Consider the following 24,625-nt stretch of genomic DNA (forward strand, 5'->3'; position numbering starts at 1 on the left):
AACCGCCGCGCGCCCTCCCTCTCGAAGCCCACCGCCACCCCGCAGAGCAGCACGAGCCGCGCATCGGCACCGACCGCGTCGCTGACGGTCCGGCGGTACGTCGTCCACATCACCTGCGGGCAGCTGTGCAGACCTTCGGCCCGCAGCAACAGCATGATGGTCTGCAGGTGGATCCCCGCGTCGGCCCACTGCCCCGGCCCCATCGTCCGGTCGACGTAGCAGAACAGCACGACCGGGGCCCCGAACGCCCCGGTGTTCAGCGCGGCGACCTTCCGGCGCCGGTCCGGGTCGTCCGGCTCGATGCCCAGGAAGGCGCGGCGCCGGGCCGTGGCCGCGGCGGCCCGCTCGGCATAGGGCGAGCTCAGGTCGGCCGGGTACATCGGGAATTCCCGCTCGTCGCCGGGATCGTCGGCCAGCGCCCGAGCGGTGGCCCGCCGTTTCAGGCCGGCCAGGGGCTCGCCGGTCACCACGTAAAGATGCCACGGCTGGAGGTTGCCGCTCGACGGGGCCCGCGCCGCGGCGGTCAGCACCCGGTCGAGCACCGCCCTGGGCACCGGTTCGTCGCTGAACGCCCGTACGGCCCGGCGGCTGGCGACCGCTTCGTAGACATCCATGTCGTCGCGCCGCTCAGACGCAGCGCGGCCGGGTACGGATCTGGTACGAGACCGCCGCGACGCCCAGCGCCCAGCCGTAGCCACCGAACGCGACCGACGCCGCGCCGCCCAGACTGACGACGCCGTACTCGGTGAAGAACGCGTACACCAGGCCCCCGGTCCCGTAGAGCGCCAGTGTCGGCGCGATCAGCCACACCGGAGCGAGCGGCGGGAACCGGGGTACGCGGCGACCGGCCAGCCAGAGCGTCCACCGAGGGAACACCATCCCCCACGGACGGACCAGGCCCAGGAGGAGGAAGACGGCGAGACCGACGCCCACCACCCCGGCGGCGATCATGGGCCACGACGGCCGGAAGCCGTCCGGCTCGATCCCCGACACCCCGAGCGCACCGAGGGTGTGCAGGAACAGGTACGGCAGGAAGAGCGCACAACCGGCGTACGCGATCCGGCGCACGGCGATCGGGGCAGCGTGCGGCTCGGGGTACCGCCGACCGGACAAGCCCGGCCCGTGCGCCCTGCCACACCGTACGCAGACGCCGCGGCTGCGCCGTTGCCAGGACAGCGCGGTGGCGGTGAACAACGCACCGACGCCCGCGAGGGCGAGCCGCTCCAGGAAGGCCGCCCAGTCGTGCACCGCGCCGGTCAGCGTCAGCTCGATGAGGCTCAACAGGACCCAGCAGCTGCCGGCCACCGTCAGCGCGGCCACCGTCCACAGTGCGACCGCGATCGTAGGGGCCGACACGGCCCGCTCCCCCGCGACGATGGTGGCCGTGGCGGCGGCCGCTCCGACAAGGAGCACCGCTGCGCCGGGCCACACGGCGAACCGGAAGCCGATGAAATGCTCGCTACCGGCGAACGCTGTCGTCAGCACCACCACGCCGTACAGCAACGCCGAGGCCGCGGCGAGACGCCCCACCCAGGACGGCCATCGGGACATCCATCCACGCACCGAATCGCGCCGTTGCTGTGCGATCTGCTCCATCGGCGCAGCATCCCGCGGCGTGCCTGTGAGTGCGCTGAGCGCGGAACGGGCCGGCCGGCCGGTCCACCGGCAGGCTGACCCCGAACGGGCGAATCTCGCACCGGGTCGGGCAACCCGGCCCGCGCGGGATGATCTTTGCCGACGATCGTGGCCATGCAGCTCACCCGAACCGGCCGCTTCGGCCTCGCCCTGGCGACCGTCCTCGCCGGCCTCGTCCTGCCTTCGTCACCCTCCAACGCCGCAGCGCCGACGGCGAACTGGGCCCAGGACGGCTACGGTCCCGGCCACACGTCGTACAACCCGGCCGAGTCCGTCATCAACTCGTCGACAGTGGGCAAGCTCAAGACCCGCTGGACCGTCACCCCGAAGGCGGGACCGGACAGCTGCCCGCTGGACCCGGTCGCCCCCGTCGTCGTGGGCGGCCGGATGTTCGTGCTGGAGCCCGACGGCAACGGGGTCGGCGCGTACGACACGAAGACCGGCAAGCGGCTGTGGGCGTACACCGCCGGGTATCTGGAGGCCACCGGCCTGGCCGTGGCCGGCGGCACGGTCGTCGTCACGGACATCAACTGTTTCTCGAACAGCAACTACGACAGCAACGTCATCGCGCTCGACGCCGCCACGGGCGCCGAACGGTGGAGCAGCCTCACCTGGTGGACGACCGACACCGTGGTCGTCGACGCCGGCACGGTGGCCGTGTCCGGCTTCTGCGGTACCTGCGACGGCGAGGAGCACGGGGTCGAGGCGTTCCGCCTGTCCGACGGTGCTTCGCTGTGGAGCCGTCCGAACGCCGTCCTCGCCGGGCCGGTCTCGTCGGGCGGGCGGATCCTGCTGGCCGGGACGCGCACCGCGTACACCGAGGCGGTGTCCATCGCCACGGGCACGGGGCCGTGGATGACCGGCCTGCGCTACTCGGCGAGCGCCGCCGATCCGGCTCGCGCCCAGTACTACGTCTCCGGGACGCCGGGCCTGCGCGCGCTGGCCACTGGCAGCGGGAAAACACTGTGGACGGTCAAGCACGAGTCGGGCGACCTGGCCACCGACGGCCGGCGGGTCTACGTCGCCTCGGCCGGGCGGATCAACGCGTACGACCCGAAGAACGGCAAGCTGCTGTGGACGCGGAAGCTGGCCACCCCGGGGAACCTGGTGCGCGCCGGCGGTCTCCTCTACGCCACCAGCGGCACCAAGCTGCTGGTCCTCGCGCCGACCAGCGGGACGACGATCCGCCCCTTCGGCACGGCGACCCGGCACGTCGTGGTCGCGGGCGGCCGCCTGTACGTCACGAACGGCCGGACGGTCCGGGCGTACACGCCGTGATGAGCTCCTCCACCAGCGCCGCGCCGACCGGCTCGCCGGTCACGAGCACCCGGTAGTAGATCGGGCCGACCAGCCGGTCCACCAGCACGTCGAGGTCCGCGTCCGCGGGCAGTTCGCCGCGCGCCACCGCGCGCTCGAGCGGTCTGCGGTCGCGGGCCCGCTGATGGGTCAGGTGCTCCTCGCGCAGCCGCGCGGCCAGCGCCGGGTCGTGCTGCGCCTGACCGGTCAGCGCCCGGAACACCGCACCCGCGTCCGACTCCACCAGGTACGCGGCGAGCCGGGTGAGGTACTCGCGCAGGTCGCCGGCGAGGCTGCCGGTGTCCTGCGGTTCCAGGTCCTCGGCGGAGTCCTGGATGAACGCGTCCATCAGCACGTCGGTCTTGGACGGCCACCAGCGGTAGATGGTCTGCTTCGCCACCCCGGCCCGCGCGGCGATGCCCTCGATGGTCAGCCCGGCGAAGCCCTTCTCCACCAGCAGGTCGTCCGCCGCGAGCAGCACGTTCTGCCGGGCCTGTTCGCTGCGCCCGTGCCGGTTGCCCCGGTGTTCCACTTCGCCTCCCTTGCCTAGACGCAACGTTGCGTCTAGCGTAGCCGCCATGCCGACCACTCTGACACAGTCACCCGCCGCGGCCGTCCTCGACCGGCTCTTCACCGCCGCCTGGCGGGACGACCTCCTCGACCACCCGGACCTCGACTTCGACACGGCCACGGCCCAGGAGCGCGCCGACGCGCTCCACGACGTCTACATGCCGGTCTCGCCGCGCGGCGGAGAGCTGCTCTACTCGCTCGTCCGGACCAGCCGGCCCGGCACGGTCGTCGAGTTCGGCACGTCGTACGGCATCTCCACGCTCTACCTGGCCGCCGCGGTCACCGACAACGGCTTCGGGCACGTCTACACCACCGAGCTCAGCGCGGCGAAGGTGGCCGCGGCCGGCGCCAACCTGGCCGAGGCCGGGCTGGCCGGCGTCGTCACGATCCTGCCCGGCGACGCGCTGCGGACGCTGGCCGAGGTCGCCGGGCCCGTCGACCTCGTGCTGCTCGACGGCTGGAAGGACCTCTGCCTGCCGGTCCTGCGCCTGCTGGAACCCCGGCTGCGCCCGGGCGCCCTCGTCGTCGCCGACGACACCACGTTCGCGAGCATGGCCGGCTATCTGGCGTACGTGCGCGACCCGGCGAACGGCTACGTCAGCGTGGACTTCCCCGTCGCCGACGGCATGGAGCTGAGCTGCTGGTCCCCCGCGACCGCGATCCAGTAACGGCGGACCCGGCCGATCTCCGTGTCGCGGACGTCCTCCAGCACGCCGCCGGTGCGCTCGATCGTGCGGCGGGAGGCCTCGTTCGCCTCGTTGCAGGTCACCAGCACCCGATCCAGACCAAGGTTCTTCGCGTACGGCAGCACGCCCGCGAGCGCCCACGACGCCAGGCCACGCCGGCGTGCACTGGGGCGTACGCCGTACCCGATGTGACCGCCGGCCTCGAGCAGGAAGTCGTTGAGCTCGTGCCGCAGCGCGATCGTGCCCAGCACCTCGTCGCCCTCGGCCATCCACCAGTAGGTGCAGTGCACCCAGCCCGGCACCGGCGGGACGGCCGGATCCGACTCGCGCAGGAGCTTGCGGACGAACGCCGCGAAGCCGTCCGGCGTGTCGACGTCGTCGCCGGGGCGCAGGCCGGAGCCGTCCTGGTGCACGCCGCGCCCCCAGTCGTCGCGGGCGGCGAGCCAGCTGTCGTGCAGGCGGGCGGTGGGGGCGATCAACTCGGGCACGGGGCCAGGTTAGGCGCGACCGTCCGGTCCCGCGACCCGGCCCGCGTCGTCCGCCGCGATGCGGGACATGATGCGCCGGGCCATGTCGCCGAGCCGGGCCAGGTCGTCGTCGCTGAGCGCGTCGAGCACGAGCTCCCGCACGGCCGCGACGTGGCCCGGCGCGCTCTGCCGCACCTTCTCCCAGCCCGCCTCGGTCAGCACGGCGTTGGTGTAGCGGCCGTCCCGCGGGCAGGTCGTCCGCTCGACCCAGCCGCGGCCCTCGAGACGCTTGACCACGTGCGACAGTCGCGACAGCGAGCCGTTGGCCAGCGCCGCCAGCTCGCTCATCCGGCGGGTGCGCTGCGGCGCCTCGGAGAGGTTGGCCAGCACGAGGTATTCGAAGTGGCTCAGGCCGGAGTCGCGCTGCATCTGCGCGTCGAGGGCCGCCGGGAGGCGCAGGAGCAGGCCGCCGACCGGCAGCCAGGACTCGAGCTCGCCGGCGCTCAGCCATCGGGTGGGTTCGGCGCTCACCGCCCCATCGTACGTCGGTTTGAAGCTTCAACTAGGAGGCGGCGAGCGCGAGCAGGCGGCGGATCTGGTCCTGCCGCGCCGCGGTCATCCGCTCGGCGAGCGCCCTGGCCGGTGGGTACTGCCCGCCCGCGAGCTCCATGCGGGCCACCTCGACACAGTTGTGCAGATGACCGAGGAGCAGGCTGACCGCCGTACGGTCGAAAGCCGCACCGTGGGCCGCGGCCAGCTCGCCGATGTCGGCGTCGCGCAGCGAATGCAGGTCGCCGTGGCCGGCATGCACTCCGGTGTCCGGATCGGCCGAGGGCGGCTGCTGCCAGCCGGTCAGCCAGCGCTGCATGGTCTGCACCTCGTCGCGCCACTGGTCACGCAGCTCGGCGGCGAGCGCACGGACCCGGGTGTCGGCGGCGCCCTGAGCGGCCGGCGCCACGACAAGCTCGCCCTGCCGGACGTACTCCACACTCATCTGGAGGAACATCACGTCGGTCGCGTTGTACGCGGGCGGCGGCGCGGCCGGTGCCGCGCCGCACGCGGCGAGCAGCATCAGCACGACCGCGGCCACGACGGGCAGGGCGGATCCACGACCGCGGACCCGCCCCGGGTACGTCGTCAGATCCGTTCCCACAGCGCCGGCACGTTCGGCGGCTCCCACCCGGCCAGCGCGGTGTGCGCCTGCCGGCAGCGGTACGTCGCACCGCCGTAGGTCACCACGCTCCCGGCCGCGTACGCCGTCCCCGCCTGCCACGTCCCGCCGGCGGGCGGCTGGGTGGGCGGCGTGGTCGGCGGCGTGGTCGGCGGGTTCGTCGGAGGCGGCGTGGTGGGCGGCGGCGTGGTCCCGCCACCGCCGATGTTCAGGTCGACGCAGGCGTAGAACGCATTGGCCGTGTCGGCGATGTTCCACCGGGCGAGTACGGTCTGCCGGCCGCGGAAGCTGCCCATGCTGACGGTGTGCGACTTGGTGGCCCCCGGCTGAGCGCCGCCGTCGTTGAAGGAGGCGAGCCGCGTGCCGCCGATGAAGTACTCCCACGTGCTGGTGGCGTGCCGGGCGGTGAGCACCCAGTTGAACGTCACCGACGTGCCGACCGAGGCGGCGGGCCAGTTCCTGCTGTTGTCGTTGAGCACGGCGAAGCGGCTGCCGCCGCCGTTGCACTGCATGGAGCCCTTGGGGGCCTCCACGCTCTGCGGTTCGTAGACGATGTCGCCGCAGTTGGGTACGGCCCCGCTGGCGCAGTTGGCCTGGCGGCTGGGGGGCGAGGAGATGTAGCCGTGCGCCGAGGCGGGGGCCACGGCGACGAACAGGGAGGCGCCGATGGCCGCGACGCTCAGGAGGGGGAGGGTGATTCTGCGTCTCATGAAGGTCTCCTCTTCATGGGGGACGGCAGGCCGGGCGTGGGGGCGGCCGACCCGCCGCGGGGAACCGGGGACGCATGGGGGACCTCCCCGGCTGTTTGCTCAACATAAGTTAAAGCTTGTTAACAGTAAAGGGATCTAATCAAGAATTTCGATGCGTGCGACGCCGCCCCGGCCCGCCGTTAAGGTGCCGCCCGTCGCTGCCGATATCGACAAGGTGCCGGACATCCACGACGTGATCGACTCCCGGGCCATCACTCCCGTCTTCCAGCCGCTGATCTCGCTCGCCACCGGCGACCTCGTCGGCTACGAGGCGCTGAGCCGCGGACCGGTGGGCACCCCGTGGGAATCCCCCGCCGCCCTGTTCGCGGCCGCCCGTACGGCCGGCCGCGACAGCGAGCTCGACTGGGTGTGCCGGGCGGCGGCGTACCGCGCGGCGCTCGCGGCGGACCTGCGGACGGCGCTGTTCGTGAACATGGAGCCGGCGTCCTGGCGTACGCCCTGCCCGCCCGACCTCGCCGGGGTGGTCGACGAGGCGCAGCGGCACCTGCACGTGGTCACCGAGATGACCGAACGCGCGCTCGCCGACGACCCGTCCGGCCTGCTGGCCGCCACGACGAGCTGCCGGGCGGCGGGCTGGGGCGTGGCCCTCGACGACGTCGGCGCGGACCCCATGTCGCTGGCCCTGATGCCGTTCGTCCACCCCGACGTCGTCAAACTCGACATGTCGCTGCTGCACGCGCCCACCGAACGGCACACCGCCGAGGTCGTCGCGGCCGTCGGGGCGTACGCGGAGGCCAGCGGCGCGACCATCCTCGCCGAGGGCGTGGAGACCGTCGAGCACGAGCTCACCGCCCGCACCATGGGCGCCACCGTGGCCCAGGGCTGGTACTACGGCCGGCCCGCACCGCTGCCCGCCACTCCCCCGGCGCGCACCGCTCCCCTGCCACCGGTCTGCGCGCCCGCGGCCGCTTCCGGGACGCCGTACGAGATCGTCGCCGCGCACCGCCCGGTGGTGGAGACCACGAAGTCGGTGCTGATGCCGATCAGCCACCACATCGAGGCCCTCGCCGACGGAGGTCAGGTGCTGCTCGCCTGCTTCCAGGACGCCCGCCACTTCGGCCCGGCGACCGCCCGCCGCTTCGCCCGCATCGCCACCGCCAGCCCGTTCGTCGCCGCCTTCGGCGTCGGACTGGCGGCCGAACCGGCCCCGGGCGTCCGCGGCGCGGGCCTGCAGGGCGACGACCCGCTGCGCGGCGAATGGAACGTCATCGTCGTCGGCCCGCACCGCTCGGTCGCCCTGGTGGCGCGCGACCTGGGCGACACCGGCCCGGAAGCGGAACGCCGCTTCTCGTTCGCGGTCACCCACAACCGCGACCTCGTGGTGGCGGCGGCCCGGTCCCTGCTCCAGTGGATCACCCCGGTCCGCGCGGCGGCCCTCGGCCTCGTTCTGGCGTAGCAGGATCCGCACCGCGGACGCACCTCAGAAAGTCCCGGACCGCACCGAAGAGAAGACTGTGCCGGATCAGGTCTTCCTGCTCGCCAACATGGTCATCACGGTCGCGTACGCGGCGATCACGACGGCGATCGTGGTGCCGGTCGCGCGCGCCGGTCAGCTGCGGACCAACAAGCTGGCCGTCGCCACCTCGATGATCTTCTTCAGCTGCGCGGTGGGGCACGCGTTGCACGGGGTGATGGCGTACGGGACGCTCATCGAGAACGCGGCCATGGGCCACCCGGCGAGCTCGACGGCGGGCTGGTCCTGGGCGTCCGCCGGATGGGACATGCTGACCGCCGCCGTGGGCGTCTACTACTGGACGCTGCGACGCGGGTACGGCGTCCTGCTCGGCAAGGGCGCCATCTACGTCGACCCGTGGGGCCAGAGCCGCCTCGACCAGGCGGCGGAGCGGGAACGCGCCGCCCGTGACGTGGCGGAGGCCCAGCGCGCCACCCTGGCGACCGTGGTGGAGCACAGCGATGACGCGATCGTCGGTTTGACCCCGGAGGGCCTCATCACCGCGTGGAACCACGGCGCGGAGAAGGTCTTCGGCTACGCCGCGGCGGAGATGCTCGGCCGGCCCGCCACGATCCTGACCGACCAGCCGGGCACCGAGCAGCAGTCCGAGGTGCTCTCCCGCATCCGCCACGGGCAGGGCGGTCAGAGCTACGAGGCCCGCCGGCTGCGCAAGGACGGGGCTCCGGTCGACCTCGCCCTGACGGTCACCCCGATCGTCGACCAGACCGGGACCGTGATCGGGGTGTCGGCGATCGCCCGCGACATCACCGCCGCCAAGGAGGCCGCCGAGCGGCAGCGCGCCATCGAGGAGCGCACCAACCGGGCGCAGCGGATGGAGAGCCTCGGCAAGCTGGCCGGCGGGGTGGCCCACGACTTCAACAACCTCCTGGCGATCATCGGCAACTACACCGACTTCGCCATCGACCAGGTCGCCGACCGGCCGGACGTCAGGGACGACCTGCGCCAGGTCCGCACGGCCGTCGACCGCGCCAGCAACCTGACCAGCCAGCTGCTCACCTTCACCCGCGGCGACGCCATCCAGCCGCGGGACATCGACGTCAACGCCTCGATAACCGAGGTCCACGCGATGCTGGAGCGCACGATCGGCGAGCACATCACGCTGATCTCCATACCGGCGCGGCAGCCGCTGATCGTGCACGCCGACCCGGGCCAACTGCAGCAGGTGCTGCTCAACCTCGCCCTCAACGGCCGCGACGCCATGCCGGGCGGGGGCACCCTCGTGGTGGAGGCGAACACCGCCACCCTCGACGGCAACGAGGTCAACATGCAGCCGTCGTTGCCCGCCGGTTCCTATGCCCGGCTCGTGGTCAGCGACACCGGCGAGGGCATGTCACCCGAGACGGCCGCCCGCGTCTTCGAACCCTTCTACACGACCAAGCAGCCCGGCCGCGGCACCGGGCTGGGGCTGGCGACCGTCTACGGCATCGTCACCGAGGCCGGCGGCTGCATCAACGTCTACTCCGAGCCGGGCCTCGGAACCACCTTCCGCGTCTATCTGCCCCTGTCTGCGGCCGTACCGGAGACCGGCTCGGACGCCATCTCGCAGGCACCGCCGCCGCGGGGTGACGGCCGTACGGTGCTGGTGGTGGAGGACGAACCGGCGCTGGCCCGCGTCGTCGCCCGCATCCTGACCGACGGCGGTTACCACGTGGTCGCCGCCACCGACGGCCGCGAGGCGCTGGACCTGTACGACCAGCACGGCTGTGACGCGCTGCTCACCGACGTGATCATGCCCGAGATGTCGGGGCCGCGCCTGGCCGAGATCCTGCACCACCGTGACCCGGGACTGCCCGTCGTCTACATGTCCGGTTACAGCAACGGACTTCTCGGCACGACCCACGTCATCGACGAGGACATCGCCTTCATCGAGAAGCCGTTCAGTGCCGCCGACCTGCTCTACAAGATCGCTTCGACGCACCGGGGCACCAACGCGCCGACCCGTCTCTGACCAGGCCCCGGGCGCCCGTGGCGCGGGCCCGCACAGCCCGGTCGCCCTGGTAGCCCGCGACCGTCTCGGTAGCATCGCGGCCATGCCACGCCCGGTGATCTTCGACCTCTACCACACGCTCGTGCACGGCGCCGACGAGGAACGGGACCGGGTTGTCGCTGAGATGGCGGCCATGGTGGACGTTGCCCCCGACGCGCTGGTTTCGGCGTACCACGGCAGTTGGCGCGAGCGGATCGTGCGGTGGAGCGTGGAGGACACCATCCGCATCCTCTGTGCACGCCTCGGCGTGGACCCGACCGACGAGCAGGTGGCGCGCGCCGGAGAGCATCGGCGCGCCCTCGCCCGCCGGGTCCTGCATGCGGTGCCCTCCTCGACCCTGCGGGTGCTCGACGCGCTGCGCGCCGGCGGGCATCCGTTGGCGCTCGTCAGCAACGCCACCTCGGACACCGCCGAGGCTTGGCCGGGCAGCCCGCTGGCCGGCCGCTTCGACGTCGTCGTGTTCTCCTGCGAGGCCGGGGTGGCCAAGCCCGACCCGGCGATCTACCGGATCGCCATCGACCGGCTCGGCGCCGGCCCGGCGGACTGCCTCTATGTCGGCGACGGCGCCGACGGCGAGCTGGCCGGGGCGGCCGCGGCCGGGCTGCCCGCGCTGCGCATCACCGAGCTCAACGACACCGATCCGCTGTGGCCCGGGCCGACGCTCGCCGCGATCGGCGAGCTGCCGGGACTGCTCAGGACGCGGTAGCCAGCTCCTCGAGGGTGGCCCGCGCGCCCTTGTTGTGCAGCGACGCCAGCACCGATCGGTACGTCGACACGAACCGTTCGTTCTCGGCGAGGGCACCGAACAGCTCGCGGTTGGCGATGAAGGCCAGCGGTTCCTCGCGCTGGCGGCGGGCGAGCGGCACCAGCGTGTCCGCGAACCGGTCCACCACCTCGATCGGCTGCCCGTGCTCGTCGACGCCCTCGGCGTAGCGGGCCCAGGAGGCCACGACCGCGGTCGAGCGCAGGATCTCGCCGCCGGTGTCGAGGTTGTGGCGGATGACCGGGAGCAGCCACTTGGGGATGCGGTCGGAGCTCTCGGCGCACAGCCGGGCGACCGTGTCGCGGACCTGCGCGTTGGAGAAGCGGTCGATGAGCTGGTGCTTGTACTCGTCCAGGTCGATGCCCGGGACCGGCTCCAGCGTGGGCGTGGCCTCGCGGTCCATGTACGCCAGCAGGAAGCCGGCGAACAGCGGGTCCTGCGCGACGTCGTGGACGAGCCGGTAGCCGCTGAGGTAACCGAAGTAGCAGAGCGCCTGGTGGCTGGCGTTGAGCAGGCGCAGCTTCATCAGCTCGTACGGCTCGACGTCCGCGACCACCTGCACCCCGGCGTCCTCGAACGGGGGCCGGCCCTGACCGAAGACGTCCTCGAGCGTCCACTGGGTGAACGGCTCGCACACCACCGGCCAGGCGTCGTCGACGCCGTACCGTTTGCGGACCTCCTCGCGGTCCTCGTCGGTGGTGACCGGCGTGATGCGGTCCACCATGCTGTTGGGGAACGCGACGTGCTGCTCGACGTGCGCGCCGAGCTCGGGGTCGCGCAGCGTGGCGAACGCGACGAAGCTGCGCCGGGCGGCGTGCCCGTTGCCCTGGATGTTGTCGCAGCTCATGATCGTGAAGGGCGGTACGCCCCGCTCGCGGCGGCGGGCCAGCGCCTCGGTGATGAGCCCGAACGTGGTCTTCGGCGCGGCACCCGGGCGCAGGTCGTGCTGCACGTCGGGGTTGTCGGCGACGAACTCCCCGGTGACCGCGTTGAAGTTGTAGCCGCCCTCGGTGACGGTCAGCGAGACGATCCGGGTCTGGGGCGCCGCCATCTTCTCGATGACCGCCTCCGGGTCGTCCGGCGCGTACAGGTATTCCTTGATGGAGCCGATGACCCGCGCGTCGAGGGTGCCGTCGGGGGCCTTGACGACCAGCGTGTAGAGGCCGTCCTGGGCCACGAGCGCGTCGCGCATCCGCCGGTCGGCCGGCATCACCCCGACACCGCAGATCGCCCAGTCCAGCGCCTTGCCGCCGGTCATCAGGCGGTCGAGGTACATGGCCTCGTGGGCTCGGTGGAAGCCGCCGACGCCGAAGTGCACGATCCCCGTCCGCAGGGCCGCCCGGTCGTACGACGGCACGGGCAGGTCGTCCGGCAGGGACGACAGGTTCTGGGCAGTCAGCGGCAACATCGGTGGGTCCTCCCAGCGCTGCTCGACGGGCCTTCCGACCCCAGCATCGCACCCGGAGCGGGCCCCCGCGCGGGCCCGGCGACCAGGATCTTTTCACCGTCGATGAACCCGGGCATCCGCGCCGCGGCAACGGTCACGGCCCGGCGGCGCATCGCCGCCGGGCCGCAGGTATCGCCGCCGGTCAGACCGTCAGGGCCGGCGCCGGCGCCGGCTTGTCACCGGTCATGTGCCGCAGGTACGCGGGCAGGGTGAGAAATTCCGGGCAGGTCCGCTCGGTCAGCAGGACCGTGAGCAGGGTGCGGGCCTGCCCGAAGCAGCGGGCGGCGTCCTCGTCCAGGGCGCCGGTCTCGGCGAGCACGTCGAGTTCCTCGCGCAGCATCCGGGTGACCAGGCCCGCCGTGACCGGCACGCCGTAGTCGGTGGGGGTGCCGTGCGAGATCCACTGCCAGAGCTGGGCCCGGCAGATCTCGGCGGTCGCCGCGTCCTCCATCAGGCCGCCGAGCGCCACCGCGCCCTGGCCGCCGAGCCACGCGGCGACGTACCGCAGCGCCACGCTGACGTTGGTGCGCAGAGCCACCTCGGTGACGGCGACCGCCGTCTCCTTGACGTCCAGCAGCTCCTTGGCCGTGACGCGCACGTCGTCGCGGCGGCGCACGATCTGGTGCGGCTCGAAGCCCAGCCACTGGTCGAAGACCTCCCTGCAGGTCTCCACCAGGCCCGGGTGCGCGACCCAGGAGCCGTCGAAGCCGTCGCCGACCTCGCGCCGCTTGTCCTGCCGGACCTGGTTGAGCGCCCGCTTCGCGGCGACCGGGTCGCGGCTGGGCACGACGGCGGCCATGCCGCCGATCGCGTGGGCCCCGCGCCGGTGGCAGGTCTTGACCAGCAGTTCCGTGTACGCCCGCATGAACGGCGCGGTCATCGTGACCTGCGAGCGCTCGGGCAGCACCACGTCCGGCCGGTTCTTGATCATGCTGAACAGGTAGTCCCACCGGCCCGCGTTGAGCCCCGCCGAGTGCTCGCGCAGCTCGTACAGGATCTCGTCCATCTCGAAGGCCGCGGTGATCGTCTCGATCAGCACCGTCGCCCGGATCGTGCCGCGCGGGATGCCGAGCGCCTGCTGGGCGAAGACGAACACGTCGTTCCACAGCCGCGCCTCGAGGTGGCTCTCGAGCTTCGGCAGGTAGAAGTACGGCCCGCTGTCGCGGTCGATCTGCTTGCGCCCGCAGTGGAACAGGTACATGCCGAAGTCGAACAGCGACGCCGACACCGCGCGCCCGCCGATCCGCAGGTGGCACTCCGGCAGGTGCCAGCCGCGCGGGCGGACCATGATGGTCGGAACGGTGTCGCCGACCTTGTACTCGCGCCCGTCCGGGGCGGTGTAGTCGAGCTTGCCGTCCAGCGCGTCGCGCAGGTTCAGCTGCCCGGTGATCACGTTCTCCCAGGTCGGCGCGGTGGCGTCCTCGAAGTCGGCCATCCACACCTTCGCGCCGGAGTTCAGCGCGTTGATCGTCATCTTGCGCTCGGGCGGCCCGGTGATCTCCACCCGGCGGTCCATCAGGTCCTCGGCCGGGGGCGCGACCGTCCACGAGTCGTCCTTGCGGATCGCCTCGGTCGACGGCAGGAAGTCGAGCTCCGTGGTGCGGGTGGCCCGCCGGCGGCGGCGCCGCTCCAGCAGCTGCACCCGGCGGGCGCCGAACTCCTGGTCCAGCGCCACGACGAAGTCGATCGCCTCGGGGGTGAGGATCTCGGCGTACCGGCCCTGGCTCTCGCCGCAGATCGTGACCTCTTCGCCGCCCATCAGAACTGCTCCTCCTCGGTCGAGCCGGACAGCGCGGTGGTCGAGCTCTCCGGGTTCAGCGCGGTCGAGACGGCGTCGAAGTAGCCGGTGCCGACCTCGGCCTGGTGCTTGGTCGCGGTGTAACCCTCGGACTCGGCCGCGAACTCGGCCTCCTGCAGCTTCACGTACGCGCTCATGCCGGTCGTCGAGTAGCCCTTGGCCAGCTCGAACATCGAGTGGTTGAGGGCGTGGAAGCCGGCCAGCGTGACGAACTGGAACTTGTAGCCCATCGCGCCGAGCTCCTTCTGGAACCGCGCGATCGTGGCGTCGTCGAGGTTGCGCTTCCAGTTGAACGACGGCGAGCAGTTGTACGCGAGCATCTTGTCCGGGTGCACCTTGTGCACGGCCTCGGCGAACTGCTTGGCGAACTCGAGGTCCGGCTTGCCGGTCTCCACCCACAGCAGGTCGGCGTAGTCGGCGTACGCGACGCCGCGGGAGATGGCCGCCTCGGGTCCGCTGCGCACCCGGAAGAAGCCCTCGGCGGTGCGCTCCCCGGTGAGGAACGGCTTGTCCCGCTCGTCCACGTCGGTGGTGAGCAGATCCGCGGCGAGCGCGTCGGTACGGGCGATGACGACGCTCGGCACCCCGGCGACGTCCGCGGCCAGCCGCGCGGCGTTGAGCGTACGGATGTGCTGGCCGGTCGGGATGAGCACCTTCCCGCCGAGGTGGCCGCACTTCTTCTCGGACGCCAGCTGGTCCTCCCAGTGCACGCCCGCGGCACCGGCGGCGATCATCGCCTTCATCAGCTCGAACGCGTTGAGCGGTCCGCCGAAGCCGGCCTCGGCGTCGGCCACGATCGGCGCGAACCAGTCGCGCTCGTGCCGGCCCGCGGCGGTGTCGATCTGGTCGGCGCGCAGCAGCGCGTTGTTGATCCGGCGCACCACGGCCGGCACCGAGTTCGCCGGGTACAGGCTCTGGTCCGGGTACGTGTGCCCGGACAGGTTGGCGTCCGCCGCCACCTGCCAGCCGGAGAGGTAGATGGCCTTGAGGCCCGCGCGGACCATCTGCACCGCCTGGCCGCCGGTGAGGGCGCCGAGCGCGTTGATGTACTCCTCGTCGTGCAGCAGCTCCCACAGCCGCTGGGCCCCGCGCTCGGCGAGGGTGTGCCGCTCCTGCAAAGTCCCGCGCAGTCGCACGACGTCCTGGGCGGTGTAGTCACGCTTCACGCCGAGCCAACGGGGATCGCCGGCCCACGCCCGAGTGAGGTCCGCGGCGGTACCGCCCCTGACTTCGGTCAGCTGATCAGTCATCTCAAGGATTCCTTTCCTACTACCCGGCCTGCTCTCCGGTGGAAGAACTCGACTGTTGCGCAGTCCACAACCCCTGCTGAAGGCAAATGTGAGGAGAAGAAGTGAGAAATTTCTGCTAGCGTCAAATCCCGTGACGGCTTCCCCCACGGACACCTCAGTCGATCTCGTGACGCTCGGGCAGCGGCTGCGCCATCTGCGCCGCGCCAAGAACATGACCCTGGACCAGCTCAGTGCGGCGGTCGGGCGGGCGCCCTCCCAGTTGTCGCTGATCGAGAACGGCAAACGCGAGCCCAAGCTCAGCGTCCTGCAGGCGATCGCGGCGGCTCTCGGCGTACCGATGCAGGATCTGTTGAAGCCCGAGGCGCCGAGCCGGCGCGCCGGGCTGGAGATCGAGCTGGCCCATTTCCAGCGGGAACCCGCCTACCAGGCGCTCGGGCTGCCGGTCGTGCGCGGCGGGCGGCGGCTCCCGGCCGACGCGCTCGAGTCGCTCATCGGCCTGCACCGCGAGCTGACCCGGCTGCTGACCGAGCAGAGCGCCACCCCCGAGGTGGCCCGCCGCGCCAACCAGCAGCTGCGCGAGCGGATGCGCCGGCGCGACAACTACTTCGCCGACGTCGAGCAGGCCGCGGCGAAGGTGCTGCAGTCGGTGAAGCACGCCACCGGCCCGCTGTCGCAGCGCGGCATCCTCGACATCGCCGCGCACCTCGGCTTCACCCTGCACTACGTGCCGGACCTGCCCGGCTCCACCCGCTCGGTCACCGACCTCCGCAACCGCCGCATCTTCCTGCCCCAGGTGGCCAGCAACAAGGGCCACGACCCGCGCGCGGTGGTGCTGCAGACCCTCGGCCACTTCGTGCTCGGCCACAACGACCCGGCCGACTACGGCGACTTCCTGCGCCAGCGCGTCGAGGCCAACTACTTCGCGGCGGCGCTGCTCATGCCGGAGAAGTTCGCCGTCGACTTCCTGCGCGACGCCAAGGCCGACCGGGCCCTGGCCATCGACGACTTCCGCGACGCGTTCGGCGTCTCGTACGAGACCGCCGCGCACCGCTTCACCAACCTGGCGACCCACCACTTCGGCATCCCGGTGCACTTCTGCCGGGTGCACGAGAGCGGCACCGTCTACAAGGCGTACGAGAACGACAACGTCCGCTTCCCGGCCGACGTCACCGGGGCGATCGAGGGCCAGCCGGTGTGCCGCAACTGGGCGTCACGCACGGTCTTCCAGGCGCCCGACCCGTACTCGTCGTTCTACCAGTTCACCGACACGGTCGGCGGCACGTACTGGTGCACCGTCCACGTCGAGGCCACCGGGTCGGGCCTGTTCTCGGTCACGGTCGGCACGCCGTACGAGCACGCCCGCTGGTTCCGCGGTGGCGACACCACCCGGCGTACGGTCTCCCGCTGCCCGGACCCGGACTGCTGCCGACGGCCCCCGGCCGAACTCGTGCGGCAGTGGGAGGGCAACGCGTGGCCGAGCGCCCGGGTCCACTCCCACCTGCTGGCGGCGCTGCCCCCGGGCACGTTCCCGGGCGTCGACCAGCAGGACGTCTACGAATTCCTCCAGCGACGCGCCGGGTCGTGATCGGACCGGCCCGGCGCCGCCGGAAAAGGTGTCAGCGCACGAGAAGCGTGTAATTCGGCGCGATTCCGGTGCGACAGCGGAATGCCGTCCAGACCTTGCGGTCGACGCCGTCGGCGCCCACGCGCTCGCATTCCCCGCTCGGGTCGGCGACCTCGTTGAAGAGCGCCGTGTAGACCTGCGTCTCGGTCTCGGCGGCGGCGCTTCGCGGGCGGTACGTGACGATCAGATCGTCGCCGGCGAACCCGTGACGGACCCGCGCGCCGGTCCACAGACCGGCGGCCTGACCTGCGGCGGCGATGACCTCCGCCCGGCCGAAGCCGTACGTGCCCAGCAGGCCGGTGGTCGGGGCGGGCGCGGCGTGAGCGGCGCCGGGGACGAGCAGGGTGGCGGCGACCGCGGTGGCGGCCAGGACGGTGCTTCGCATTTCTCGGCATCCTCCGGATAACGGCCGCGGGGTTCTTCCCGCAGCACCATGTCCAACCGCGGGAGGGTCATCTCCGCAGCGGCTCGACATCACCGTAAGAGCCGGCGCCGGAATGGGGTGCAAGCAAGCTCACACCAAATGGAGAAGAACCTGTTACACCATTTCGGATGGCGGGCGGACCGCCGGTTCGAGGAGGGACAGCGTGCGCTGCCCGGCGTCGAGGGAGGCGCGGATGCCGACCGGCATCGGCAGGTTCGGGCCGGCGTGGCCCACCTCGACGTTGCCCAGGACGGGGATGTCGCGGTCGCCCAGCACGTCGAGGACGATCTCCCGCAAGGTCGGCGACCCGCCCGGCTCCGCGAGGCCGTCGATCGCGTGCGGGATCCCCACCACCATGCCGGCGATCCGGTCGAGGATGCCGCAGTGCCGCAGCACGTGCAGGTAGCTCCACACGTACGAGGCCTGCCCGCCCATCTCCTCCCAGAACAGCACCGCCCCGTCGAACCGCTCGAGCGGCAACGCGTACGGCGTGGCCTGCGCGAGCACGATGCGGTTGATGACCCCGCCGACGAGCCGGCCTTCCGCCCGGCCGGGACGCCAGCACTCCCACGACGGGCTCGCGGGTAGCACGCCGAGCGGCTCGGTACCCGTCAGCAGCGTCGAGTAGAGCCGCTCGAGCTCCGCCCTGCGCCCGGCGGGCACGCGCTGCCAGGCACCGCCCAGGCCCGGCGTCGCCAGATCGGCGTGGAATCCCACCAGGCCCGTACGCGCATGCAGCACGAGGTGCAGCAGCGAGATGTCGCTGTAGCCGAGGATCGGTTTGGGGTCGGCGAGGATCGCGCCGACGTCGATGAGGTCGAGGTAGCCCAGCGCGGTCTGGCCGCCGTCGTGCGCGATGATCGCGCGGACCTCGGGGTCGCGCAGCAGGCCGTTGAGCTCCTCGGCGATCTCCGCCGGCGGGGCGGCGCTCCACCACCGGCGCCGTCCCGCTTCGAGCAGCGGTGCGCGCCGCACGCGGAAGCCCATCCGCTCGAGCACGGCGACCGCGCGTTCAAGGCCGGGTTCGTACTCGGCGTGCAGCGGCCCGGACAGCGACGCGATGACGACAAGATCCCCGGGTACGAGCGCACGGGGCCGAAGCAGGGGCGGCAGTTCGGCGGCGATCACCGGGGCAGTCTGCCAGTTCAAGCGCCCGGCGGGGTGATGCCCTCCAGGGCGAGGGCGAGCAGCCGCTGCGTCTCGCCGGGCCCGCTGTGCTCGGTGGCCAGCGAGATCGCGTTCACCAGCGTCACCAGGTCCGTCATGGAGACGTCCGCCCGTACCTTGCCGGCGGCGGCCGCCCGCAGCAGCAGCTCCTCACCCGCCGAGGTGAGCATCACGGTGCAGGCGTCGCTGTGGTGCGGTCCGTCCAGCAGCGACGCCGCGAGGCCACGGGTCGTCGTCACGTACGCCCCCAGCTCACGCAGCCAGGCGAGCAGGGCGGCGTACGGGTCGTCGCCGGCCGTCAGCTCACGGGCACGGCCGCAGACGTTCTCGATCCGCTCGTGGAAGACGGCCTCCAACAGGGCCGCACGGTTCGGGAAGTGCCGGTGCAACGTGGCCGAGCCGACCCCGGCGCGGCGGGCGATGTCCTCCAGGGAGGCGTCGGCGCCGTCGTGGGCGATCGCGTCCGCCGCGGCGGTCACGATGCGGTCGTAGTTGCGTTGTGCGTCAGCTCTCACCGCCCGCTCCTCCCCGGTCGTTGCTGAAGTGGGGTGCCCCTCCGTATCGTAGCGCCGAGGAAGTGGGGTGCCACCCCACTTATTTCGGAGGAGGCAGCATGTCCGTACTCGTCGTCGGAGGCACCGGCCAGCAGGGCGGAGCCACCGCCCGCGCCCTGCTCGCCGCCGGGACGCCCGTCCGTGCGCTCGTGCGCGACCCCGGCTCCGCCAAAGCGGCCGCCCTGCGCGAGGCCGGGGCCGAACTGGTCAAGGGCGACCTCGGCGTACCGGAAACGCTTGCCGCGGCCGTGGCCGGGGTACGCGGCGTCTTCTCGGTGCAGACGCCGGACATCGCCGATCCGGAGAGCGACTCGGAACGCGTCCACGGCCGCAACCTGATCGAAGCCGCCCGCGCTGCCGGCGTGGAGCAGTTCGTGCACACCAGCGTCTCGAGCGCCGGGGAGTTCCATCGCACCATGCCCGGCTGGGCCGAAGGCCGATGGAACCGGCAGTACTGGGACAGCAAGGCCGACATCGACGACTGGGTGCGCGCCGCCGGCTTCCGCTCCTGGACCGTGCTCAAGCCCGCGACGTTCATGGACAACCTGCTCGGCTGGTCCCCGATGTTCGGCGACTGGTCGGACGGCACGATCGTGACCAGCCTGGCGGCGGACACCCGGATCGCGCTGATCGCCGTCGACGACATCGGTACGGCCGCGGCCGCGGCCTTCACCGACCGGGAACGCTTCCACGGCCGCGACGTCCAGCTCGCCGGCGATCTCCTGACCATGACCGAGATCGCCGCGGTCCTCTCGGACGTGCTGGGCCGGCGCGTCGAGGCGCCCGTGCTCACCGCGGCCGAGGCGGTGCAGCGCGGCATGCACCCGGCGATGGTGTCGATGATGGAATGGTCGAACGAGGTCGGCAACCCGGCCCGGCCGGAGCACAACCGCGAGCTCGGGCTGCCCACCACCGACTTCCGCACCTGGGCGGCGCGGGCCTTCGGATGAGGGCTCCGGCGCCGGGACTCTCGCCCCGGCGCCGGATCCTGCTCAGTGGCGGCCGGGCGCCGACGCCACGGATGCCACGAACGCCGCGTTCCACGCCAGCGCCGAGTTCCAGTTGATGGCGATCTCGTTCGTCGACCAGGACTGGATGTCGTCGATGTAGCAGAACTGCCCCACGCAGCCGGTCAGTTTGCTCTGCGCGTACGGGTCCTGGATGGACGAGTTCGCGCCGCCCGCGAGCGAGCCCTTGGGCGGGTTGGGCAGGGCCGGGTCGAGCTCGTGGGCGTACCAGCGGCTGTGCTGGTTGTGCGAGCTGACCTCGCCGTAGCCGGTGACGTACGACTGGTTGAGCGCGTTGCGGCCCAGCACGTAGTCCATGCCCTCGAGCACGCCGTCGCGGTACGCCGGGCGCCCGGTCAGGTCGTACGCCGAGGCGAGCACCACCATGTTGTTGAGGATGGCGCTGTTGGAGCCCCAGTCCCACATGTTGTTGGCGGGGGCGTACGGGACGCCGTACGCGTGGGCCTTCTGGATGGCCAGGTACTTGTCCGCGCCGGCGACCACCGAGGCACGCACCTGGGCCAGACCGGGCAGCTTGTTCGGCACGAGGGCCAGGTCGAGGCGGCCGGCGGCCGCGGTGTTGCCCCAGTCGAACGCGCCGGAGCCGAAGAGGTCGGCGGTGTGCACCGGCGAGGCGAGCACCGCATCGGCGTACTGCTTGGCGCCCGTGGTCAGGTACAGCTCGGCGGCGGCCCAGTAGAAGTCGTCGTCGACCTTGTCGTCGTTGTACGCGCCACCGCCGGTGCCGTCCGACACGGAGGCGTAACGGGCCGGGTTCGCCACCGCCGCGGCGTACGCGGTCTTCGCGGCGGCCAGCGCCTTGCTCGCGAAGGCGGGGTCGTAGCGGTGGTAGAGCCGGGCCGCCTGCGCCGCCGTGGCGGCCAGGTTCAGCGTCGCCGCGGTGGAGACCGGGTGCAGCTCACGCGGCTGCGGGTCCTGGTGCGGCAGCAGCGGCAGGCCGGTCCAGTTCTGGTCGTGGATCTTGTGGTGGGCCATGCCGGCGAACGGCTGCCCGGCCGGCACCTGCATCTTCAGCAGGAACTCCAGCTCCCAGCGGGCCTCGTCGAGGATGTCCGGGACACGGTTGCCGCTCTCCGGGATGGCGAGCTGCGGGGTGGTGCCGCGGGTACGCAGGCTGCGCTCGTACTCGCTGAGCAGCTGCCACGTGGAGATGCCGCCGTTGACGACGTACTTGCCGTGGTCGCCGGCGTCGTACCAGCCACCGGTGACGTCGAGGCGGTAGTCGCAGACGCCGGCCTGGCAGGGCACGCTGCCGTCGCCCTGGTTCGGGGACACGTCGACGTGGCCGGCGGGGCGGGCGTACCCGGGCCGCAGGTCCTCGCGGATCTCGATGCCGCTGCGCTGGGTGTAGTAGAACTTCAGCGCGTCGGCGCGCAGCTGCTCGTACGCCTTGCCGCCGAGGTCGAACGGCCGGCTGGTCTCGCCGTCGGCGACCAGCGTGAACCCGGTGCCGGCCTTGCGGTAGCCGCTGAAGTCGATGGTGTGCACGTTCTGCCCGGAGGACGCGTCGACCCCGCGCGGCGCGCTGGTGCCCCGGGCCACGACGGCGCCGGCGGCGTTCTTCAGCTGCCACGGCAGCGCGGTGGTCGCCTCGGTGACGAGCGTGGCGCGCTTCGGGCCGGCGGGCACGTAGCCGACCTGGTTCACACGCACCCGCGGGCCGGTGTCGGGGACGTACACCTCGGGCGGGACGCCGCCGAGCAGCGAGACGTCGTCGACGCAGAAGGTCCACGGGTCGGCGCTGCCGCCGACCTGGAAGGCCACCTGCGCCTGGTTCGTGGTCGCCGGCGCGGCGAACGTGAACGAGTACGCGTCACCCGCGGCGGTCAGGGCGGGCGACGACTCGAAGTACGTGGTGTACGGATCGACGGCGAGCCCCACGACGGCCCGGGCGACGCGGCCCTCGGGGTTGCCGGAGGCGCGGAACGAGAACCGGTAGTTCTCCCCCTCGACCAGGTCGATGTCGTTCTGCCCGACGATGACGTCCCACTTGTTCTGGGTGCCGCCGGGGACCTCGGTGCAGGCCTGCCCGTCGGTCAGGGTGAGCGGGTTGGGGGTGGCCCACCACGGGTCGGTCCCGGTGCTGAACCCCCCGTTGACCACCTGCTCGACCTCGTCGGCCAGAGCGGGCGCGGACGGCGCCACGGTGAAGGCCGCCGCGAGAACCGCGGCGGCGCCTAGAGCACGTATCACGGACAAGTCTCCTTGGGAGCGCTTCCATAGGCGGATGGACACATGTTGATGCGCAGGTCACACACTGTCAACACCTAGGAAACGAACCGTGGCGCCCGGGACACCACCAGATCGAGCCGTTCGACGATGCGAGCGGGTATCTCCGAGGTCGGCCGCCGACACCGAGACCGCCGAGCCCGGCGCCACATCCGCGTGCCGTGGACCATGACCGCGATTCCTCACCGGTGCGCCGGCGTGGGCACCCGCCACAGGTCACCGCGGCGCGCGCCCCGTGCCGTCCGCGCCGCCACCACCATCCACGCCCCGGCGAGCGCCGCATAGAACGCCACCGCCAGGGCGGCCAGCAGGTGCGATCCCGTCCGGGCCGCCATCCCGCTCAGCCCGGTGACCACGGTCCCGACCGGGAACGTGAAGCTCCACCAGGTCAGCGAGAACGGCAGCCCGGCCCGCGCGGTGCGCACGGTGATCGCGGCGGCCAGCGCCGCCCAGAACAGGGCGAAACCGAGCGCGGGTACGCCGTACAGCACCGCCAGCATCTGCGCGCCCGTCGCGTACGGTTCGGGCAGCACCCCGTGCGCGGCCCGGCCGAGGAGGTGGAAGGCCGTCACCGACTGGCCGATCGGGCCGAGCACGATCCACAGTGTGGGTACGGTCCGCGCCGCGCCCGGCGGGTTGGCCACCAGCCGCGACCAGAGCTGGGTGATCACGATGACCGCCGCGAAGAGGCTGAGCCCCGCCATCGCGTAGCAGGCGAGCAGCATGTCCTCGCGGAACGGCACGTGCGGCACCAGCAGCGCGCCGGTCGCCGCGGACACCATCGGCGACACGACCGGCATGAGCCAGCCGCCGAACGCAGCCTCCGGGCCGGCGCCGCGGCCGGTCATCATCCGGTACGGGACCGCGACGGCGACCGCCAGCCCGAGCAGCGTCCCGGCGCCCCACAGCACCGCGTCGACGGTGACCGCCGCGGCGTCGCCGAGCCATCCGCGGCCGAGCAGCAGCGTTCCCGCGCCCACCGTCATCAGCGCCATCGGCGGCGCACCCCAGAAGTGGATCATCACCGGGTCGTCGGCGTGGCTGCGGCCGTGCACCGCCGCCGCCACGATCACCGCGGCGAGCAGCAGCGCGGCCAGCACCCACACCACCGTGGCGAGCTGGCGCAGGCCCGGCACAGGCACCGGCAGGGACGCGGCCGCCGTGGCGACGATGCCGGTACCCATCACGGAGGCGAACCAATTGGGGCCGAACAGGACGGTGGTACGCGGTGCCAGCAGGGCGGTCATGATCCGACTGTGCCGCGGGGCGGGACCGCCCGGTAGCGATCGATCGCCTCTGAGGTCATAGCCTGTGGTTATGCCTCTGCCCCCGGTCGTCGCCGACCTGACCGGCTTCGACCTGCTGCTCAGCGTCGCCAGGCTGGGCAGTGTGGGCCGGGCGGCCGCCGCCCACCGGATCTCCCAGCCCGCCGCCAGCGCGCGGCTGCGGGAGCTGGAACGCCGCCTGGGCCTGACCCTGCTGCGCCGGTCCCCGCGCGGCTCGACGCTGACCGGGACCGGCGCTCTCGTGGCCGACTGGGCCCGCGCCGCGGTGGAGGCCGCCGAGGCGCTGGCCGCCGGGGCCGCCGCGTTGCGGGAGACCCGGGAGAGCCGGCTGGCCGTCGCGGCGAGCCAGACCGTCGCCGAATACCTGCTGCCGCCGTGGCTGGTGGCGTTGCGGGCCGGGCATCCCGGGCTGAGCGTCACGCTGCGGGCGGCGAACTCGGCGGAGGTGGCCGACGCGGTGCGGGCCGGGGAGGTGGAGCTGGGGTTCGTCGAGGGTCCCGGCGTCCCGGCCGGGCTGCGCGGGGAGGTGGTCGCCACCGACCGGCTCACCGTGGTCGTCGCGCCGGGGCATCCGTGGGCGAAGCGGCGGCGCGCCGTCACCGCCGCCGAGCTGGCGGCGACCCCGCTGGTCTCCCGGGAGGCGGGGTCGGGCACCCGGCGGGCCTTCGAGGAGGCGCTGGGCGACCTCGCCGGTGCCGCCCCGGTGCTGGAGCTGTCCTCCACCACCGCGATCAAGCATGCGGTCGCGGCCGGCTCCGGCGTGGCGGTGCTCAGCTCGCTGGCCGTGACCGCGGAGCTGGCCGCGGGCACGCTGGTGGCGGTGCCGGCGTCGATGCCGTCGCAGCGGCAGCTGCGCGCGGTGTGGCCGGCCGGCGCCCAGCTGACCGGCCCCGCCCGGGATTTGTACGCGATCGCCCGCCGCCACCGCTGATCACCCGGTTTCGGCGGCTGACCCGTTCCCGCTGATCGCCCCGGAAATGACGAAACGACCACGGCCCT

22 protein-coding genes and 1 pseudogene are annotated in these 24,625 nt (G+C 72.5%); 8 read left to right on the top strand and 15 right to left on the bottom strand.

All coding sequences use genetic code 11. The features are described from left to right. Positions 1–38: 38 nt before the first annotated feature. Both IT780_RS41985 and IT780_RS18965 read right to left on the bottom strand, forming a co-directional pair. A pseudogene (locus IT780_RS41985) lies at positions 39–614 on the bottom strand (nitroreductase); the annotation flags it as partial. A 13-nt stretch (positions 615–627) separates the two neighbouring features. Beyond that, the gene (locus IT780_RS18965) at positions 628–1,596 is read right to left on the bottom strand and encodes a hypothetical protein (protein WP_199512924.1); all 969 of its coding nucleotides are present in this window, start codon (positions 1,594–1,596) and stop codon (positions 628–630) included. Positions 1,597–1,749: 153 nt separating this feature from the next. Here IT780_RS18965 and IT780_RS18970 point away from each other — a divergent pair, with 153 nt between their 5' ends. Continuing rightward, entirely contained in the window at positions 1,750–2,913 is a 1,164-nt protein-coding gene (locus IT780_RS18970; protein WP_199512925.1) for an outer membrane protein assembly factor BamB family protein, read from the top strand. Here IT780_RS18970 and IT780_RS18975 read toward each other — a convergent pair. Then, the gene (locus IT780_RS18975; RefSeq protein WP_307831253.1) at positions 2,876–3,463 is read right to left on the bottom strand and encodes a TetR/AcrR family transcriptional regulator; all 588 of its coding nucleotides are present in this window, start codon (positions 3,461–3,463) and stop codon (positions 2,876–2,878) included. The two genes, IT780_RS18970 and IT780_RS18975, sit on opposite strands and share 38 nt — an antisense overlap. A 46-nt stretch (positions 3,464–3,509) precedes the next feature. Between IT780_RS18975 and IT780_RS18980 the strand changes: the two genes are divergently transcribed. Beyond that, positions 3,510–4,169 (top strand): O-methyltransferase, encoded by a 660-nt coding sequence (locus IT780_RS18980; protein ID WP_199512927.1) that lies wholly within the window; start codon positions 3,510–3,512, stop codon positions 4,167–4,169. Here IT780_RS18980 and IT780_RS18985 read toward each other — a convergent pair. Genes IT780_RS18985 through IT780_RS19000 form a run of 4 tightly spaced genes read right to left on the bottom strand, consistent with a single transcriptional unit; the run spans position 4,094 to position 6,535 of the window. Beyond that, positions 4,094–4,675 carry a GNAT family N-acetyltransferase gene (locus IT780_RS18985; protein WP_199512928.1) on the bottom strand — a complete coding sequence of 194 codons (582 nt, stop codon included), beginning with the start codon at positions 4,673–4,675 and terminating at the stop codon, positions 4,094–4,096. The genes IT780_RS18980 and IT780_RS18985 overlap by 76 nt on opposite strands. 9 nt (positions 4,676–4,684) lie before the next feature. Further along, positions 4,685–5,185, bottom strand: coding sequence for a MarR family winged helix-turn-helix transcriptional regulator (locus IT780_RS18990; RefSeq protein ID WP_199512929.1), 501 nt, complete (start codon positions 5,183–5,185; stop codon positions 4,685–4,687). Positions 5,186–5,216: 31 nt separating this feature from the next. Next, a complete protein-coding gene (locus IT780_RS18995) occupies positions 5,217–5,807 on the bottom strand; it encodes a DUF305 domain-containing protein (RefSeq protein WP_307831254.1) in 591 nt (196 codons plus the stop codon). Beyond that, the gene (locus IT780_RS19000) at positions 5,792–6,535 is read right to left on the bottom strand and encodes a lytic polysaccharide monooxygenase (protein ID WP_199512930.1); all 744 of its coding nucleotides are present in this window, start codon (positions 6,533–6,535) and stop codon (positions 5,792–5,794) included. The genes IT780_RS18995 and IT780_RS19000 overlap by 16 nt, the downstream gene beginning before the upstream one ends. A gap of 151 nt (positions 6,536–6,686) precedes the next feature. On the opposite strand from IT780_RS19000, the gene IT780_RS19005 reads away from it, so the two are divergent. The 3 genes from IT780_RS19005 to IT780_RS19015 all read left to right on the top strand — a co-directional run bounded on the left by IT780_RS19005 (position 6,687) and on the right by IT780_RS19015 (position 10,762). After that, positions 6,687–7,991 carry a sensor domain-containing phosphodiesterase gene (locus tag IT780_RS19005; protein WP_233413077.1) on the top strand — a complete coding sequence of 435 codons (1,305 nt, stop codon included), beginning with the start codon at positions 6,687–6,689 and terminating at the stop codon, positions 7,989–7,991. A 58-nt stretch (positions 7,992–8,049) separates the two neighbouring features. Then, positions 8,050–10,017, top strand: a complete 1,968-nt coding sequence (locus IT780_RS19010) for a PAS domain S-box protein (protein ID WP_307831255.1) — start codon at positions 8,050–8,052, stop codon at positions 10,015–10,017. An 82-nt stretch (positions 10,018–10,099) separates the two neighbouring features. Next, positions 10,100–10,762: an HAD family hydrolase gene (locus tag IT780_RS19015; RefSeq protein ID WP_199512931.1), complete on the top strand. Its 663-nt coding sequence runs from the start codon at positions 10,100–10,102 to the stop codon at positions 10,760–10,762. On the opposite strand, the gene IT780_RS19020 is transcribed toward IT780_RS19015, so the two are convergent. The 3 genes from IT780_RS19020 to aceA form a co-directional block, all read right to left on the bottom strand. After that, positions 10,749–12,227, bottom strand: a complete 1,479-nt coding sequence (locus IT780_RS19020; RefSeq protein WP_199512932.1) for a mannitol dehydrogenase family protein — start codon at positions 12,225–12,227, stop codon at positions 10,749–10,751. The two genes, IT780_RS19015 and IT780_RS19020, sit on opposite strands and share 14 nt — an antisense overlap. Positions 12,228–12,408: 181 nt before the next feature. Then, positions 12,409–14,025 (bottom strand): malate synthase A, encoded by a 1,617-nt coding sequence (gene aceB / locus IT780_RS19025; RefSeq protein ID WP_199512933.1) that lies wholly within the window; start codon positions 14,023–14,025, stop codon positions 12,409–12,411. After that, a complete protein-coding gene (gene aceA, locus IT780_RS19030) occupies positions 14,025–15,314 on the bottom strand; it encodes an isocitrate lyase (protein ID WP_199512934.1) in 1,290 nt (429 codons plus the stop codon). The genes aceB and aceA overlap by 1 nt, the downstream gene beginning before the upstream one ends. Before the next feature lie 130 nt (positions 15,315–15,444). On the opposite strand from aceA, the gene IT780_RS19035 reads away from it, so the two are divergent. Further along, positions 15,445–16,899 (top strand): helix-turn-helix domain-containing protein, encoded by a 1,455-nt coding sequence (locus IT780_RS19035; protein ID WP_199512935.1) that lies wholly within the window; start codon positions 15,445–15,447, stop codon positions 16,897–16,899. Positions 16,900–16,930: 31 nt separating this feature from the next. Here the strand turns inward: IT780_RS19035 and IT780_RS19040 are convergent, their stop codons facing one another. The 3 genes from IT780_RS19040 to IT780_RS19050 all read right to left on the bottom strand — a co-directional run bounded on the left by IT780_RS19040 (position 16,931) and on the right by IT780_RS19050 (position 19,044). After that, positions 16,931–17,323: a hypothetical protein gene (locus IT780_RS19040; RefSeq protein ID WP_199512936.1), complete on the bottom strand. Its 393-nt coding sequence runs from the start codon at positions 17,321–17,323 to the stop codon at positions 16,931–16,933. A 153-nt stretch (positions 17,324–17,476) separates the two neighbouring features. Beyond that, the gene (locus IT780_RS19045) at positions 17,477–18,490 is read right to left on the bottom strand and encodes a S66 peptidase family protein (protein ID WP_199512937.1); all 1,014 of its coding nucleotides are present in this window, start codon (positions 18,488–18,490) and stop codon (positions 17,477–17,479) included. Positions 18,491–18,507: 17 nt separating this feature from the next. Continuing rightward, entirely contained in the window at positions 18,508–19,044 is a 537-nt protein-coding gene (locus IT780_RS19050; RefSeq protein WP_199512938.1) for a TetR/AcrR family transcriptional regulator, read from the bottom strand. Positions 19,045–19,142: 98 nt separating this feature from the next. On the opposite strand from IT780_RS19050, the gene IT780_RS19055 reads away from it, so the two are divergent. Then, the gene (locus IT780_RS19055) at positions 19,143–20,033 is read left to right on the top strand and encodes an NmrA/HSCARG family protein (protein WP_199512939.1); all 891 of its coding nucleotides are present in this window, start codon (positions 19,143–19,145) and stop codon (positions 20,031–20,033) included. A gap of 42 nt (positions 20,034–20,075) precedes the next feature. Here the strand turns inward: IT780_RS19055 and IT780_RS19060 are convergent, their stop codons facing one another. Both IT780_RS19060 and IT780_RS19065 read right to left on the bottom strand, forming a co-directional pair. After that, complete coding sequence (locus tag IT780_RS19060; RefSeq protein ID WP_372443726.1) at positions 20,076–22,304, bottom strand: glycoside hydrolase family 9 protein; 2,229 nt, start codon at positions 22,302–22,304, stop codon at positions 20,076–20,078. Positions 22,305–22,522: 218 nt separating this feature from the next. Further along, positions 22,523–23,587 (bottom strand): TDT family transporter, encoded by a 1,065-nt coding sequence (locus tag IT780_RS19065; protein WP_199512940.1) that lies wholly within the window; start codon positions 23,585–23,587, stop codon positions 22,523–22,525. Between the two features lie 70 nt (positions 23,588–23,657). Here IT780_RS19065 and IT780_RS19070 point away from each other — a divergent pair, with 70 nt between their 5' ends. Further along, on the top strand, positions 23,658–24,557 hold the full coding sequence (locus IT780_RS19070) for a LysR family transcriptional regulator (RefSeq protein WP_199512941.1): 900 nt from the start codon (positions 23,658–23,660) through the stop codon (positions 24,555–24,557). Positions 24,558–24,625: the final 68 nt, after the last annotated feature.

This window comes from Nucisporomicrobium flavum (assembly GCF_016464385.1).
Classification (GTDB): domain Bacteria; phylum Actinomycetota; class Actinomycetes; order Mycobacteriales; family Micromonosporaceae; genus Actinoplanes; species Actinoplanes flavus_A.